General features: G+C 70.9%; 11 protein-coding genes. 3 read left to right on the top strand and 8 right to left on the bottom strand.

Annotated elements, in window-relative coordinates:
• Nucleotides 1–16 precede the first annotated feature (16 nt).
• The 3 genes from ABZ406_RS02640 to ABZ406_RS02630 form a co-directional block, all read right to left on the bottom strand.
• The gene (locus ABZ406_RS02640) at nucleotides 17–3,295 is read right to left on the bottom strand and encodes a lamin tail domain-containing protein (RefSeq protein ID WP_357755541.1); all 3,279 of its coding nucleotides are present in this window, start codon (nucleotides 3,293–3,295) and stop codon (nucleotides 17–19) included.
• 91 nt (nucleotides 3,296–3,386) lie between these two features.
• Nucleotides 3,387–4,403 carry a GNAT family N-acetyltransferase gene (locus ABZ406_RS02635; protein WP_357755907.1) on the bottom strand — a complete coding sequence of 339 codons (1,017 nt, stop codon included), beginning with the start codon at nucleotides 4,401–4,403 and terminating at the stop codon, nucleotides 3,387–3,389.
• A gap of 72 nt (nucleotides 4,404–4,475) precedes the next feature.
• Nucleotides 4,476–5,789, bottom strand: a complete 1,314-nt coding sequence (locus ABZ406_RS02630; protein WP_357755906.1) for a lytic transglycosylase domain-containing protein — start codon at nucleotides 5,787–5,789, stop codon at nucleotides 4,476–4,478.
• Nucleotides 5,790–5,844: 55 nt separating this feature from the next.
• On the opposite strand from ABZ406_RS02630, the gene ABZ406_RS02625 reads away from it, so the two are divergent.
• Complete coding sequence (locus ABZ406_RS02625) at nucleotides 5,845–6,048, top strand: zinc ribbon domain-containing protein (RefSeq protein ID WP_357755539.1); 204 nt, start codon at nucleotides 5,845–5,847, stop codon at nucleotides 6,046–6,048.
• Between the two features lie 152 nt (nucleotides 6,049–6,200).
• Nucleotides 6,201–9,041, top strand: coding sequence for an adenylate/guanylate cyclase domain-containing protein (locus ABZ406_RS02620; RefSeq protein ID WP_357755538.1), 2,841 nt, complete (start codon nucleotides 6,201–6,203; stop codon nucleotides 9,039–9,041).
• Between the two features lie 173 nt (nucleotides 9,042–9,214).
• Here the strand turns inward: ABZ406_RS02620 and ABZ406_RS02615 are convergent, their stop codons facing one another.
• Both ABZ406_RS02615 and ABZ406_RS02610 read right to left on the bottom strand, forming a co-directional pair.
• On the bottom strand, nucleotides 9,215–9,751 hold the full coding sequence (locus ABZ406_RS02615) for a phospholipase (protein ID WP_357755537.1): 537 nt from the start codon (nucleotides 9,749–9,751) through the stop codon (nucleotides 9,215–9,217).
• A gap of 178 nt (nucleotides 9,752–9,929) precedes the next feature.
• Complete coding sequence (locus tag ABZ406_RS02610; protein WP_357755536.1) at nucleotides 9,930–11,588, bottom strand: family 10 glycosylhydrolase; 1,659 nt, start codon at nucleotides 11,586–11,588, stop codon at nucleotides 9,930–9,932.
• A gap of 206 nt (nucleotides 11,589–11,794) precedes the next feature.
• Between ABZ406_RS02610 and ABZ406_RS02605 the strand changes: the two genes are divergently transcribed.
• Nucleotides 11,795–13,291, top strand: a complete 1,497-nt coding sequence (locus tag ABZ406_RS02605; RefSeq protein WP_357755535.1) for an amino acid permease — start codon at nucleotides 11,795–11,797, stop codon at nucleotides 13,289–13,291.
• 56 nt (nucleotides 13,292–13,347) lie between these two features.
• Here ABZ406_RS02605 and ABZ406_RS02600 read toward each other — a convergent pair whose 3' ends face one another.
• The 3 genes from ABZ406_RS02600 to ABZ406_RS02590 are packed head-to-tail and all read right to left on the bottom strand — an operon-like array spanning nucleotide 13,348 to nucleotide 16,203.
• Nucleotides 13,348–14,376, bottom strand: coding sequence for a glycoside hydrolase family 43 protein (locus ABZ406_RS02600; protein WP_357755533.1), 1,029 nt, complete (start codon nucleotides 14,374–14,376; stop codon nucleotides 13,348–13,350).
• A complete protein-coding gene (locus ABZ406_RS02595) occupies nucleotides 14,373–15,230 on the bottom strand; it encodes a carbohydrate ABC transporter permease (RefSeq protein ID WP_357755532.1) in 858 nt (285 codons plus the stop codon). The genes ABZ406_RS02600 and ABZ406_RS02595 overlap by 4 nt, the downstream gene beginning before the upstream one ends.
• A 10-nt stretch (nucleotides 15,231–15,240) precedes the next feature.
• Nucleotides 15,241–16,203, bottom strand: a complete 963-nt coding sequence (locus tag ABZ406_RS02590; RefSeq protein WP_357755531.1) for a sugar ABC transporter permease — start codon at nucleotides 16,201–16,203, stop codon at nucleotides 15,241–15,243.
• Nucleotides 16,204–16,209: the final 6 nt, after the last annotated feature.

Here is a 16,209-nt window from a genome sequence, read left to right as displayed (position 1 = left end):
GACGACCACTCCAGAATCAGTCGTCGTTGGTGATCGTTCCGGTCGCGAGCGGGTCCGCCAGCCGCAGGCCGGGCACACCGGCCACCAGCAGCGTCAACTTCTCGTCCGCCTCCCGCCTGCGGTCACCCCGCACCGACACCGGGAACGCCACCGACGTCTGCCCGGCCGCCAGGACCTTGCAGCCGGCGTACGGGTCGAAATCCGAGCCCACCTGCGCCGTGAGGCCGACGGTGGCGGCGCAGAGCAGCACCGACTGGGACAGCGGCCGGGAGACGGTGGCGGTGAAGGTGAGCTGTCGGGTGCCCTGGTCGCCCTCGGCCACCGTCGCGTCGGCAACCGTCAACGACGCCCGGGACCGGAACCGGGCCACCTGCGGGTCGTGGTCACTGGAACCCCGCGAGCCGTCACCGGCGAACTCCGCCGGCCAGTCGGCGTTGATGTGCGCCGCCCGTACCTGCACCAGGTCGCCGTAGAACGCGTCGTTGACGAACAGGTGGTCGAGAGTCTGTGCGTGCCCCTCGAAACTGTACGAGTAGGCCGAAGCCGGCACGTCCGCGACGAGGTTGTCCCACAGGTTGTGCAGGCCCGCCTCGTACAGCGGCGCGAGCTGGTCCGACGGCGTGGGCTGCTCTCCGGTCGCGATGGGATCATCGGGACGGGGGAACACGTTCAGATCCCCGCCGTAGACCACCCGGGCGGTCTGGTCGGCCGCCTCGATCGCAGTGACGATCGCCGCCCCGTAGCGCGCCTGCTCCCGCCGCTGCCCCACCCGGCTGTCCGGGCCGGAGGAGTAGTGGTTGCTGAGCGCGTACAGGGTGAACCGCTCGGTCGAGCCGGGTGCCGCGGCCACGCTGAACTTGCCCAACTGCGGAGCACGCGTGAAGACGTTGTTCCCGTCCTTGCCGGTGGACGTGTCCACGTCCGCCGGCAACACCGCGTTGAGGGCCTTCGGGTTCTGCACGTCGGCGTTGGCCGGCAGCCCCGGAGCCCGGTACTGGACAGTCGGTGCCGAACCCAGCAGCGGGTCGTCCGCCATCGCGGCAGCCAGCGACACCCGGTCCGTGCGGTACAGGAAGGCGGCGGTGATACCGCGGGCGTCCGCGCCGGTCCGGTCATAGGCGGCGGCGTACGCCGGGCCGCCGGCCGCCGCGACAGCGAGCGCCAACTCCTGGATGCTGTCCGGAGCGCCATCGGCGTTGTTGGTGTCACCGCAGCTCAGCGCCGCCCCGGAGACCGTGCAGATGTCCTGGTCCTCGGCCTCCTGCACCAGGATCAGATCCGGTGCGTGCAGGTCCTTCACGATCTGGTCGGCGAGCGCGGCCAGTTGCTCGCGGTACTCCGCCTCGCTGCCCGGCACGTAGTCGAACGGCGGGTTGACGCCCACACAGCCGGCGTTGCCGGTGAAGTCGCAGCCGTCGAACGGGTCGTCGCGGTAGTCGTAAAGGTTCTCCACGTTGTAGGTGGCAACGGCCACCTCCTGCGACCGGTCGGCCGGCTTCGGCGGGTTGTTCCTCGACGGGTCGGCCCCGGCGGCGAACTCCGCCCGCTCGACCTGGACGCCGTACTTCTCGAACGAGTAGTAGACGCCGCCCACCGCGTCCGAGCGCAGCATGTCGAACGTGTGCGCCGGCGGAAGCAGCGCGGCGCTGTCCCCGGCGGTGGCCTTCACGCCCATGCTGCCGAGCAGCGTCCGCTGGCCGTTGCCGTCGTCGAAGCTGCGCGTCGGGTCGTTGTCCAGCGGGTGCGAATCCCGGAAGACCCGCCGGGAGTACGGGTCGGCGCGGTCCAGCAGCGGGTCGTCGCGGTCGACCACCCACAACTCCGCGTCGGCGGTGGAGGAGAAGACGTCCCGGCCGCTCACCGCGCCGCTGCCCGCGCGTACCCGCAGTCGGGAGCCCTCGTGCCGTTCCCAGAAACGCTGCGCGTCGGTGAGCACGGCCGGCGGCACCGCGTCGGTCACCGCCACCGCGGTGTCCACGGCCAGGCCGCCGCCGATCAGGCGGACCAGCGACGCGCCGGAGAGCTGGGTGAAGTTGAAGTACTCCGACACCCGGGCCCGCAGCACGACCTCGTCGCCCACCGTCGGCACGTAACCGCCGATCAGCGACGTGAACGTGCCCATGAACACGAAGATGCCGTCCGAACTGGTCGGGTCACCGTCGGTGTCACCGATGCGGCTCTGCAGGAAGAACCCGTGCTGCTCCGCCCCGGCCGAGGTGCGGGCCAGGGTCAACTGGGTGATCACGCCGCGTACGTCGTACAGCGTGCTGCTCGTGCCGTTGCCGCTCGCCGGTGCGAGCGGCGACCTGTCGCTCGGGCCGGACTCGGCGTCGGTGGTCGGACCCTGCACCTCGCCGACGGTCAGCTCCCGGGTCACCTGCACGACGAGCGCGCAACTCGCGGTGCCACCGTCCGTGTCGGTCGCGGTGAGGGTGACGGTGTACGCCCCGGCGGCGAGGTCGGCGCTCACGCCGACAGTGGCACGGGCGGTGCCGCCCACCCCCTCGGCCGGGGTGACAGCGGTACGGGTGATCGAGCCGGAGGTCGGGGTCGGGCTGATCGCGGTCACCGCCAGGTCGACGATCGTGTCGTCAGGGTCGGCGGCGGTCACCTCGCGGCTCGCGGCAGTGCCGGTGGCCGTGACCAGCGGCCCACCGCAGGTGAGCGTGGCCGGCACGTCGACCGGGCCGCCACCGTCCACGGTGTGTGCGCCCAGCCCGTCGAACGTGTCGACGGGGAAGCCGGCCCACTGCGCGGCGGGGTCGAACGCGTCCGACGGGTCGGTGTCGCCGGCGGCCACGCTCGGCAGCCGGCGCAGGGTGTTGTCAGCGGTGCTGGTGACGCCGGAACCCCACTCGGTGCCCGGGTCGACGCCCACCTGGCCGATCGAGTCGAGCACTGTGGTGCCCCGACGCAGCACGATCGCGTCGTCACCATTGAAGAGGCTCGCCCCGGTGGTCTGGTCCGCCTGGGCGAGGATCGCGGCACCGGCCGAGGCGCTCGCGAACACGAACGTGTCACCGGCCGCCACGCTGCCGGTGAGGGCGACGGTGGTGGCCGTGGTGGCGCCGTTGAAGAAGAGCTGCAGCTGGTAGCCGCCGGCCGTCAGGTCGACGTCGGCACCCGTGCCGTTGAACAGCTCGATCGCCTTGTTGTTCGACGAACCCTCGACGTACTCCGAAATGAACAGGTCGGTGGGCGCGGCGCTGGCCGCGGTGGGTGCGACGCCGAGCGCCGTGAGGGTCACGGCGGCGGTGGCGGTCGCGAGCGCGGCGATTGAGCGGCGCGGGCGCATAGGGCCTCCACGATGGGTGGATGGGGTCAACGCACGTTAAGGGGCGCGACTGTCCACCGTCCATCCCCTAGTGGACAGTTTCGTGAATTCCTCAGCGCGGCGGATCGGGGCGGTGCACCAGCTCAGCGACGTCGACGCTGTATTCGCACCAGTCCCGATCGGGGCGGTAACCCAGCTCAGCGTTGACCTTGAGCATCGCCTCGTTGGCCTGCGCGTTCCAGGTCTGCACCTCGACCAGCTCCGGCTCGGCGGACCGCAGCTCCAGCAGCATCCGGGCCTTGATCGCCCGATCGATGCCGTAGCCCCGGTGATCCTGCGCCACGATCGTGTCGTACTGGTCGGCGCGGGTCGGGTGCTGCGCCGGCACCACCACCTCGGTCAGGCCGGCCACCTCGCCGCTCTGCTCGTGCCGGGCGAGCACGATGTACGGCTTCATGCCCCGCCGGTGCAGCGTGTCCAGGCTGTCGCGCAGCCGCTCCGGGTCGTAGGAGCTGGGTCGCAGCTCACCGTCGTCGACGTCGCGCACCTCGGCCTTGGCCCGCGCGTACGCCTCGATGAGGTCGTCCGGCGGGCCGCCCGGGAAGAACTCCAACTGGTAGCCCGCTCCGATGCCGGTGGCCATCTCGGACAGCTCGGCCCAGTCCACCGCGGTCAGGTCGAGCACGCTGCGCGTCTCCACGTATTCCCGGTTGAAGCCGAGCGACTCGTAGAACCCCACCGCAGGCGTGTCGCCGACGACCTCGACCCCGATCGACCGGAAGCCCTCCTGGTAGACCCGGCGTGCCGCACGCAACACCAGGTCGCGGCCGAGGCCGGTGCGCCGCACGGACGGGTGCACGAGCACCTCGAGCACGCCGATGTCACCCAGAAGGAGTACGTGCACCTGACCCAGCACCGCGCCCGTGTCGCCAGGGGTGGTCGTCTCAGCCTGGGCGATCCAGGAGATCCGCCGCTCGCCGGGCATCACCTCGGAGAGGTATTCCCGCAGGGACGTCTCCCGCCAGGGCGGATCCTGCGGCAGGTCGGCCGCCAGGACCGCGTTCAGCGTGGCCAACAGCGACGCGATCTCGGCGGACGACGCGGTCCTGGGGTCCCACTCGCGCACCATCACCCGTCTAGCTTGCCGCTAACAGAGGCCGGGGGGAAGTGTCCAGTTCTCCAACGTATCGAGACGATCACTTCACGCCCGACTGGCCCGTCCGTACCGGTTCGCGGTGTCGTAGACGTCCTGGGCGTACCGCCGTACATCGTTGTAGGAGAGGATCGCGTTCCACCAGTCGCCCGGGATGCTCAGGTTGCGCCCGCCCTTGCAGAGGTAGTTTCCCGCCGCCAGGGCGGCGTCGTCCAGGTCGTGCGGGTCCTTGACGCCGTCGTTGTCGGCGTCGGCGCCGATCTCCCGCCAGGTGGTCGGGATGAACTGCATCGGCCCGATGGCCCGGTCGAGGGTGGTGTCCCCGTCGAGCACCCCGCGGTCGGTGTCGATGATCCGCATCCGACCGTCCTTCCCGTCCAGCGGCAGCCCGATGATGTTGGGTACCGCCTTGCCGTCCTGCCCCAACCGCGCACCGTTGGCCGAGCCGTGTCCCGATTCGACCTGCCCGATCGCGGCCAACGTGGTCCAGCTCAACGCGCAGCTGCGGTTGGTCTGGGCGAGCACCAGCTCGGCGTAGCCGTACGCCTGCATGGCGATCGCCGGGACGCCGACCTTGGCACCGACCTGCTGTGCCCAGGCGGCCAGGGCGTCCGACGGTCGACCACCGATCACCGGCCCGGTCGGCAGCCCGTTGCCGGGCAACCCACCGCCGGGCAGCGGGACGGTCGGCAGTGGGCCGGTGGGCAGCGGCCCGGTGGGCAGGCCGGACGGTGCCCCCGGCGGTGCGACAGCGGGCGGGGTGGCCGAGACGTCGACCGCCACCGGGCGCGGTGCGCGGATCGTGGCCGGTACGAGCAGCGCTCCCGCCGCGGCGGTCGCGGCCACCAGCGCCAACAGGAAGACACCGGGCAGGGTCAGTCGACCGCTCGGCCGACGGGCCCAGGCGCGGGTCGCCCCGGCCGCGGCGGCTGCTGCCTGGCGTGGCGGCAGACGTACCGCGTGGGCGAACTGCACCCGCCGCCGACGGGTCGGGTCGGACGCCGGTACGACCGGGACCACATCCACAGTGGTCTTCGCCGGATCCGCGACACCGGTCTTCACGCCTTCGGCCTTCACATCCTCGGCCTTCGAGGCGTCGGTCTTCAGGTCCTCGATTTTTGCGGTGTCGGTCTTCGGATCCTCGGCGCTCGGGGCGTCGGTCTTCGCGGTTTCGGTCTTGACGGCGTCGGGTGTTGGCGCCTGCGCCTGCGCCTGCGCCGCACGCCCGCTCAGCCAGGGGCGGCGGGGGCGGGGCACCTTCGCCACCGGATCGGGCGCGGCTCCCGAGCCTTCGAGCGGCCCGTCCAGCGGCGCGGCCGGTCGTAACGGTTGCACACGCGTGTCGTCCTCGCCGTCCACCACCTGTCGAGTATCACCCATGCTCCGCGTACCGACAGATCCACGTACCCTGGGTGGCATGCCCCGGTACGAGTTCCGCTGCCGCGCCTGCGGCGACACTTTCGAGGTCAACCGTTCGATGGCGGCGGCCGGTGAGCCGGCCAGTTGCCCCCAGGGACACGCCGACACTGTCAAACTTCTCTCCGCTGTCGCTGTCACCGGCCGGGGTGGTGCCGCAGCACCCGCCGCCGGTGGCTGCTGCGGCGGTGGCTGCGGCTGCTGATCGGGCCGATCCGTCGCCGCCTGGTGGGCTGGCCTTGCCGGGAGCGGGTTCGAGTGGCACGTTGAGGCGGCACTTGCCCGACCGTTCTCACGATGTGTGATCGTCCGGACTCAGGCAGCATGAACCCGACGTCACGGGCGGAGGTTCCTCGCATGTCGCCACGGATTCAGCTTCCGAGCGGTTGGGTGACCTTCGTGTTCACCGATATCGAGGGCTCGACCCGGCTGGCCCAGTTGCTCGGCCCGGACTACCGGCCGGTGCTCGCCGAGCACCGCCGGCTGCTGCGTCGCGCGCTGGCCAGCACGGGTGGCGCGGAGCTACTGACCGAGGGCGACTCGTTCTTCCTGGCGTTCGAGGAAGCGACAGCGGCGATGACCGCCTGCCTGACCGCCCAGCGGGCGCTGTCCAGCCACGACTGGCCCACCCCCGAAGCCGCGCCGCGGGTGCGGATGGGCCTGCACACCGGCTACGCCGAGCCACGCGACGGCGAGTACGCGAGCGCCGAGGTGCACCGGGCCGCCCGGGTGGCCGCGGCCGCGCACGGCGGGCAGGTGTTGTGCACGGCGTCCACCGCACGTCGGGCCGAGCCGCTGCCGCCGGGTGCGGCCCTGCTCGACCTGGGCCTGCACCGCCTGCGCGGCTTCGACGACCGGGAACGACTGTTCCAACTGGTCGCCCCCGGTCTGGAGCGGCAGTTCCCCCGGCCCCGCACCGCCGACGCCGTGGCGCACAACCTGCCGACCCAGGTGACCTCGTTCGTCGGCCGGCAGACCGAACGCGTCGAGCTGGGCATCCTGGTGCGCAAGCACCGCCTGGTCACAGTGCTGGGCGCCGGTGGCGCCGGCAAGACCCGCCTCGCCGTGGAGTTGGCCGGCGGAGTTGTCGAGGCGTACCCGGACGGGGTCTGGTTCGTCGACATCGCCTCGGTGACCGACCCGGGGCTCGTGGCGTTCGCCATCGCCGCCGTGCTCGGCCTGCGTCCCGAGCCGGGCCGGCCGATGCTCGACACCCTCGTCGAGTACGCGGCCGGCCGCCGGATGCTCGTCGTACTGGACACCTGCGACACCCAACCGGCAGCGTGCGCGGAGGTGATCTCGCGGCTGCTGTCCGGCGGGGGCGGCGTGCGGGTGCTGGCGACCAGTCGTGAGTCGTTCAGCCTGCCCGGCGAGGTGGTGTGGCGGATTCCGCCGCTCTCGGTCGACCCGCACCCGGACGGTGCGGAGAGTGACGCGGTGGCCCTGCTGTTGGACCGTACGGCGGCGGCGCGCGGTGGTCGGCAACCGGAGCCGGCCGAGTCCGCGGACCTGCGCCGGGTCGTGCAGCGGCTGGACGGGCTGCCGCTCGCCATCGAGTTGGCCGCCGCCCGGCTGCGGGTGCTCTCCGTCGGCCAGCTCGCCGAGCGGCTGGACGATGTCCTCGGCACCCTGGACGCCGGCCGGGAGGACCCGGAGCCGCCGCCGGTGGAGCGGGGCTGGTCGGGCAACCAGCAGGAAACAGTGGACCTGGTCGCTGCGGCGGTCGGTGCGTCACCGCCCACCCCGGCGAGCCGGGCGGTGCAGCGTTCGGCCACCGAACGGCACCTGACGATGCAGGCCACCGTCACCTGGTCGTACCGGACGCTGGGGCCCCGGGCCGCCCGTCTGCTGCGGTGGCTGTCGGTGTTCACCGGCCCGGTGGATCTGGAGACGGTGGAGTGGCTGCTGGGTGACGACCCGCTGGACCCGCTCTCGGTTCTGGTGGACAAGTCGATGGTGTTGGCCGAGCTGCGTGCCGCCGGGAGCACCTACCGGATGCTCGACCCCATCCGGGCGTACGCGGCGCGGCGGTTGGCGGAGGCGGGTGAGGAGCAGGCTGCTCGGGATCGGCACGTGGCCTGGTCGGCGCACGCGTTGGACCGGGCGCACCTGGGCCAGGACGGCCGGCCGGTGACGTTGTCGTTGTACGCCCTCGATCCGTTGGCCGGGGAGCTGCGCGCCGCGCTGCGGTGGTGCGCCACCGGTGGCAGCGCCCGCGCCGGTCTCGGTCTGGCGGGTGGGCTGGACCAGTGGTGGTTGGAGCGGGGCCTGGCCCGGGAGGGCCGACTGTGGCTGTTCCGGCTGTACGGGCGGATCGCCGAGACGGGGGAGCGGATCCCGGAGGCTGAGCTGGCGGCGGCGTACCACATGCATTCCTTGCATGCGAGCGCCGACGGCGAGTTCGCCGAGGAGCTGCGCTACTCCCAGCGGGCCGAGGCGGCGGCCCGGCAGGCCGGCGACGCCGGGTTGCTGGCCCGGGTGCTCGCCGGCAGGGCCGCGCCGCTCGTGGACATGGGGCAGTTCGCCGAGGCGGAGCGGGTGTGCCGGGAGGTCATCGACTGGGCGCACGGGCAGGACGTGATGGGCGAGGCGCTGTTCGCGGTGTTCAGCCTGGCCGAGTTGCTCTGGCGGCGCGGCGCCCTGGAAGAGGCGGCGGAGCTGCTGGGTGCGGTGCGCCCGGTGGAGGCGGCCCGGCCCGTGGAGCGGGGCCGACGTTCCGTGGACATGCTGCTCGGCATGGTCGCGCTGGTACGGGGTGACGTCATCGCCGCGCACGAGCACCTGCTGGCGGCGCTGCGTTCCCGGATGGGTCACGGCTACCACGGCCGGGCGTGCGACACGTTGAACGCGGTGGCGGTGCGTTGCGCTATCGGCGGGGAGCGGTTGACGGCGGCCCGCCTGTTCGGGGCGGCGCAGGCCACCCGGGCGAGCATGCGTGCCACCCCCGGCATCTTCGGCGGTTACTGGGCGGAACAGCAGGCGGAGTTGCGTGCGGTGCTGGGCGACGCTGCCTTCGACGACGCGTACGGCGAGGGTGCCGAGTTGGGGCTGGACGAGGCCGCCGCGCTGGCACTCGACGTGGAACACCCGGACCTGGCCGCGGACTCGACCCGCTTCAGCACCGGCCTGTCCCAACCGACCCCCCGCCGTCCGGTCGACCCCGACCGCCACCCCGCCACCCGAACCGAACGCGCCTAACCCCCCTGCCCTTCCCACCCCACCCCTGCCCCGCCCCGCCCCACCCTTGTTGATCAAGAGGTTTGCGTCAGAAACCGGGCTCCCGGTGACCGAAACCTCTTGATCAACACGGGTGAGAGCGGGGGTGGGTGGGGGGCGGGGGTGGGGGTGGGGGCGCGGGGGCGGGGGTGGGGTTAGCGGGTTGCGGCGTTGGCTTCGGCTTGGGCCTTCATTCGGGCGGCGCGGTCGATGTCGGCCTGCTGGACGGCCGCTACCGAACCGAAGACCTTGACCGCCTGGTAGTAGGTCCAGGCCAGGCTGTAGCAGGCCGGCCGGACGACCGAGTTGTACGTGGTGCAGACGCGCTTGAGGTCCTCGTAGAAGGCGCTGTCCAGGCGGGACTTGTTGGCGGGGAACTGGCCGACCGCCTTGTAGTTGCGGTAGCCGAAGTCGTGCCGGTAGCAGCCCAGGTTGAAGGTGAAGCCGAGCGGGTTGTCCGGGCTGGACGAGCAGTAGTCGGTGGACCAGTTGAAGTTGTACTCGGTCCAGGGGGCCCGGTTGACGCGGGCGCTGTTCCACGAGTTGTAGCTGGAGGCGCTGGTCTGGGTCCAACTGGACAGCACGGAGAGCCGTTCGGCGGGGGTGACGGCGGCAGCGGGGGAGGCGACGGCGAGGGTGGCGAGCAGCGCCAGTGCGCCTGAGGTGAGCAGTGTGGCGAGACGTCGGGGCACGAATTACCTCCGCGGGGGTGAGCGGGTGGGACGGAAGTTACCGGCGGGTTACCGGATGTCGATGAGTGTCGATCAGCTGATCAACTAGGCGGTATGCGCGCCGCCAACTATTGGTGACAGGCGTCGAAACAGACGAATGCCCCGGACGCGCGAGGCGTCCGGGGCATCCAGGGGCGGATCAGCGCCTGACGAAGGCCGGCGGGCTCACCGTGCTCTCGTTGGCTGACCGGTCCAGCGCGGTCAGCTGGTAGGTGTACCGCCGACCGGGCTCCGCCGAGGTGTCCACCCAGGACTGGGTGGAGCTGGGGGTGGCCCGGACGGTGTCGACCAGGTGCGTGGCGTCGGCAGTGGCGCACCGGCCGGGCAGCGCGGTGCCGTCGAAGCGGTAGATCGCGTACGAGGTGGCGGTGCCGAGCGGGCCGACGCCGTCGGCTGGCTGTCGCCAGGTGAGCCGGACCCCGTCGTCCTGTCGGGCCGTCTTGGTGATCACCGGGAAGAGCAGCGGGCGGGCCGGTAGGTGCGGCATGGCCGGCACCAGCGACGGACGGGAGTAGTGCTCGGCCGCGTAGATGTCGGTGGCACCGAGCCGGTTGGCGCGTACCTGCACCGCGGAGAAGTGCACGTTGCCCTGCACCTCCGGGTACGACCGGTTGAGCGTCAGGTGGTCGGACAGCTCACGCGGGTTCTGCCAGTACGGCCCGTACGCCGGGTCGCCGCTCTTGTAGTCGGCCTGGCCGACATAGAGCTGTACGCGGGTGCCGCGCACCGTCTCGGCCCACCACGGCACCAGGCGGGCGTAGTCGGCGGCCGGGTACTGGCCGATGTACCAGTAGAGCTGCGGCACCACGTAGTCGACCCACTCCTGCTTGATCCACGTGCGGGTGTCGGCGGAGATGATGTCGTACGACTGGCTGCCGGTGGTGTCCGAGCCGAGCGGGTCGGCGGTCTTGTTGCGCCAGATGCCGAACGGGCTGACGCCGAACTTCACCCACGGCTTGGTCGCCTTGATCTTGCCGTTCATCTCCTGGATCAGCAGGTTGATGTTGTCGCGTCGCCAGTCGGCCCGGTCGGTGAAGCCCCGGTTGTGGGCCGCGAAGGTCGCGTCGTCGGGCACCTGGTAGGTGCCGCTGGGGTAGGGGTAGAAGTAGTCGTCGAAGTGGACTCCGTCGATGTCGTACCGCGTGACGGCGTCCATCATGGCGGTCTGGACGAACTCGCGGACCTCCGGAATGCCGGGGTTGTAGTAGAGCCGGCTGCCGGCCATGCCGGCCGGCGGGTAGGCGAAGGTCCAGTCGGGGTGCTGCTGCGCCGGGTGGCCGGGGGCCAGTTGAGCGAGGTCGGCGCCGGCACCGCCGGGGGCCGGCATCGAGACGCGGTACGGGTTGAACCAGGCGTGGAACTCCAGGTTCCGCTTGTGCGACTCGTCGACCAGGAAGGCCAGTGGGTCCCAGCCGGGGTTCTGGCCGCGTACTCCGGTCAGGTATTCCGACCAGGGTTCGTACGGTGACGGCCAGAGCGCGTCGGCGGTGGGGCGGACCTGCACCACGACGGCGTTGTGGTGCAGTCGCCCGGCCAGGTCGAGCAGTTCGCGGTATTCGGCCTGTTGGGCCGCGATCCGGTCCGGGTTGGTCTGGGATGCCTTGCTGGGCCAGTCGATGTTGACCACTGACGAGATCCACATGGCTCGGAACTGCCGCTTCGGGGTGGCCGGGTCGGTGGCGCAGGTGGTGTTCGTGGTGTCGACCGCGTCGGGTGCCGCGTGAGCGGGGGCGGTGGTGACCAGGGTGCCGAGCAGGGCTGCGGCCAGGCCTGCGGCTCCGAGTCGGATGGCCTTCATGCGGTGTGTCCCTTCGTTGGGGCTACCGGATGTTCCGCGCGGCACCCAATCGGCAAGAATCGCCGCTCGTGTCCGCGTCGCTGGTAGGAAATTTTCACACTCGGGTCACAACCGCAAGGGTTCGTGGTTGATCAATCGCTCCGCTGGGTAGCAACGCCGGTCACCGGCCGCCACCGAGGTGGTCGCACGGTGGGAGGGGTGATCAGGTGTCCGTGCTGCGCACAAAACCAATCAAGGACGTCATAGCCCAGGGTGAGGCGGACGGCAGCGACGGCCAACTGGGGCTGAAGAGACGTCTCGGCGCCGTAGACCTCACCGGATTCGGCATCGGCATCGTGATCGGCACCGGCATCTTCACGCTCACCGGGATCGAGGCCCGGGACAGCGCCGGGCCCGGCGTGGTGATCTCCTTCGCCATCGCCGGCGTGGTGGCCCTGCTCGCCGCCCTCTGCTACGCGGAGCTGGCCTCCAGCGTGCCGACCGCCGGCAGCGCCTACACCTACGCGTACGCCACGATGGGCGAGATCGTCGCCTGGATCATCGGCTGGGACCTGCTGCTGGAGTTCGCGCTCGGTGCCGCGGTGGTGGCCCGAGGCTGGTCCGGTTACCTCGCCGAACTGCTCGACCTGCCGAGCAGGTGGTTCGGTGAGGAGGGCAGCACGGTGAACGTGGGCGCCATCGCGATCGTGCTGATCCTCGGCGTCGTGGCGATCGTCGGCATCCGGGAATCCGCCCGGATCACCAACCTGCTGGTGCTGGTGAAGGTGGCCATCTGCGTCTTCGTTGTGGTCGCCGGGCTGTTCTTCGTGAAGGCCGCGAACCTCAGCCCGTTCATCCCGCCGGCGGAGCCCGCCGGGAGCGGCGACGACGGCATCAAGCAACCTGTCACGCAGGCGCTCTTCGGGCTGGAGCCGTCGGTCTTCGGCTTCGTCGGGGTGCTCAGCGCCGCCGCCGTGGTGTTCTTCGCGTACACCGGCTTCGAGGCGGTGGCCAACCTGGGCGAGGAGACGAAGAAACCCAAGCGGGACCTCACCCTGGGTCTGCTCGGCACGCTGCTGATCTCCACGGTGCTCTACATCGGCGTCTCGCTCGTGGTGGTCGGGATGGTGCCGTACACCGAGATCGACCGGGGCGCCCCGATCGCGTCGGCCTTCGAGTCGGTGGGCGCGGGCTGGGCAGCCGTGCTGGTCTCCATCGCCGCGGTCGCGGGTCTGACCAGTGTCATCCTGGTCGACCTGGTAGCGATGGGCCGGATCGGCTTCGCCATCGCCCGGGACGGGCTGATCCCGCCGTCGATCGCGAAGGTGCACCCGCGCTGGGGCACCCCGTACCGGATCTCGGCGATCATGACGGTGGCGGTCGCGCTGCTGGCCGGCTTCCTGCCGCTCTCCGCGCTGGCCGACCTCGTGAGTATCGGCGCGCTCTGCGCGTTCGTCCTGGTGTCCCTGGCGGTGCCGATCCTGCGCCGCAAGCGGCCGGACCTGGAGCGGCCGTTCCGGGTGCCGTTCTCACCGGTGCTGCCGATCGTCTCGGCGCTCGCCTGCTTCTACCTGATGCTCAACCTGTCGGTGGAGACCTGGCTGCGGTTCCTGGCCTGGATGCTCCTCGGCGCGATCATCTACTTCGGCTACGGCTACCGCCGCAACCGGCTGGCCCAGCACGAACCGGCCGTCGCCCCGGCGCCGCGCGAACCGAGCGCCTGACCCGAGGTACGCGTGAGGGCCCCCGGATCGTCCGGGGGCCCTCATCCGTGGCGGCTTCAGGGGCGGGACTGCGGCGTACCGGTCGGGCCCTTGACGACCGGCTTGCCGTCGACCCAGGTCACCTCGTCGAGCCACACCTGGCGGCCCGGGTCGGTGCTGCCCTCCTGGCCGGGCGGCCAGGCGTGGTACAGCAGCCAGGTGCGGCCGTCCTTGACCACCATGGAGGCGTGGCCGGGGCCGGAGGCGACAGCGTTGCGCTTCAGGATCGGGTTCTCGGTGGCCTTCACACACGGGCCGGTCGGGCTCTCGCAGACCGCGTAGCCCTCGGCGTACTCGGCCCTGTCGTACGCGTTGGCGGCGAAGAAGAGCAGGAGCCGACCGTCCTGGCGATGGAAGAACGGCCCCTCGATCAGGGTGCCCTCCCACGGTTCGGTCTGCTTGAGCAGCTTCGTCGGCCCGCCGACCAGGGTCAGGCCGTCGTCGGACAGGCGCTGCGACCACAGCCAGGTGTCCACGCCTGTCGCGTTGCCGTCGTTCTTCCACAGCAGCCACAGGCTGCCGTCGGTGTCCCGGAACGGGCTGGCGTCGATCGCCCCGCCCAGGTCGGCCTGGCAGATCAGCGGACCGGCGGCGTCGTCCCGGTACGGACCCTGCGGCGCGCTCGCCACCGCCCGCCCGACGCACTGCCGTCCCGCCTCCCGGCCAGCGACCGTGTAGTACAGCAGGAACCGGTCCGGGGCCAACTCGATCGCCTCCGGCGCCCACGTCCTGCCCGGGTCCGCCCAGTCCGGCAGCGCCGGCAGGGCATCCCCGGCCTCGGTCCAGTCGACCAGGTCCGTCGAGGTGAGCACGGGGACGTTGCGGCCCCCCGAGTTGGTGTGGAACAGGTACCAGGTGTCGCCCACCTGGATCGCCTGCGGGTCCGGGGCGTCGCTTCCGACCACGGGGTTGGTGAACATGCTGCTGTCGCTCCCGTTGCTCGTGGTGGGCCTGGGCTCGGTGTCGTCGGCGCAGCCCGCGACGAGCAGCGCGGCGGCGAGAGTGATCGCCGCCGTGCCGCGTCGCCGGGCGGTGACGCCCGTCATCCCTTCAGACCGCTGCGCGAGACGCCCTGGATGATGTGGCGCTGAGCCAGCACGAACAGGATCAGCACCGGCAGGCTGGCCAGCACCGCGCCCGCCATGATCACCGGGTAGTCGGTGACGTACGAGCCCTGGAGCAGGCCCAGGCCCGGTGGCAGGGTGAGCTTCTCCGGGCTGAACAACACGAAGATCGGCCAGAGGAAGTCGTTCCAGTTGGTGAGGAACGACAGCACGGCAAGGGTTGCCAGCGCCGGCTTGGACAGCGGCAGCACGACCCGGTAGAAGATCTGCCACTGGTTCGCGCCGTCGAGCGTGGCTGCCTCCTCCAGCTCGTTCGGCAGGGAAAGGAAGAACTGCCGCAGGAAGAACACCCCGAACGCGCTGGCCGCGCCGGGCACCACCACCACGGCGAGGGTGTCGATCCAGTTGAGCTGGTCGACGATCAGGAAGTTCGGGATGATCAGCGAGGTCGGCGGAATGAACAGCGTCCCGACGATCAGGGCGAAGGTCACCCCGCGTCCGCGGAACCGCATCCGGGCCAGGGAGTACGCGGCCATCGAGGCGGTCACCAACACCAGCAGCGAGTGCAGGGTGGCGGCGACCATGCTGTTGAGGAACCAGCGCAGCACCGGGTTGGCCGAGTTGGTGAGGATCTGCTCGTAGCCGTACCCGGCGATCGGGTTCGGCAGCCAGCTCGGTGGGATCTCCTGGGCGCCCGTGTAGGTCTTCAGTGAGGTGATGACCATCCACACCAGTGGGGTCACGAAGATCAGGGTGAGCACGACAAGGGTCGCGTAGAACATGACAGTGCGTGGCCGTGCGGCGGTGCCGTTGGTGGTCGGCGTGGGCGTCGTCATGGCGGTCCCCTCAGTCTTCCCGGTAGCGGAAGAGGCGGAAGTTGGCGAGGCTCACGACCGCCAGCATCAGGGCGAACACGATGCTCATCGCGGCGGCCTTACCGGCGTTGTTGTTGCGCAGACCCTCCTCGACGATGAACCACACCACGGTGCGGGTCTCCGTGCCGGGTGCACCCTGGGTGATCAGGAACGACTGGCCGAACATGTTCGCCGAGGCGAGCACCGTCGTGGTGATCACGAAGAGCAGCACCGGCCGCAGTCCGGGCAGTGTGACGTTGCGGAACCGCTGCCACGTGTTGGCGCCGTCCATGCGGGCCGCCTCGTACAGCTCCGGCGAGATGTCCTGCAGACCGGCCAGGTAGATCACCGCGTTGAAGCCCGACGTCCACCAGACGGTGACGCCGACCAGGGAGATCCACGCCCACGGCATGTTCGTCACCCAGGGGGTGTCCGACGGCAGCCCGATCACGCCGAGGATCCGGTTGACCAGGCCGAGGTTGGCGTCGAGCAGGAACCGCCAGAGCAGGCCGATCACCGCGACACCGAGCACGTACGGTGCGAAGTAGACCGCCCGGAAGAAGGTCCGGCCCGGGAAGGGACGGTTGAGGAGCAGGGCCAGCCCCAGCGGTACGACAACGAGCAGCGGCACCGACAGCACGGTGAAGATGGCCGTGGCCCGGACGCTCTGCCACCAGTCGCCGTAGATGACGGAGTCGCTGGAGAACAGCTCCTTGTAGTTGTCCAGCCCGACGAACGGCCGGTTGGGTAGCTGGAAGTCCCACTGGTGCACGCTCAGCCAGAGCCCGACGACGATCGGCAGCAGGCCGAAGACTCCGAACAGCACCAGGTAGGGGGCGAGGAACAGGTATGGCGTCGCCCGTCCGGCCCGGCCCTCCGAGGCCCGGCGGGCTGCGTTGGCCGCCGGGGGCGGCGCGTCACCGCGCGCCGCCCCGACCTCGATCACGTCCGCCACTGGCTA

The sequence above is a fragment of the Micromonospora sp. NPDC005710 genome, assembly GCF_040630995.1.
Lineage (GTDB): Bacteria > Actinomycetota > Actinomycetes > Mycobacteriales > Micromonosporaceae > Micromonospora.
Note: the sequence above shows the minus strand (reverse complement) of the source record. Positions and strands in the feature narration are given on the sequence as shown.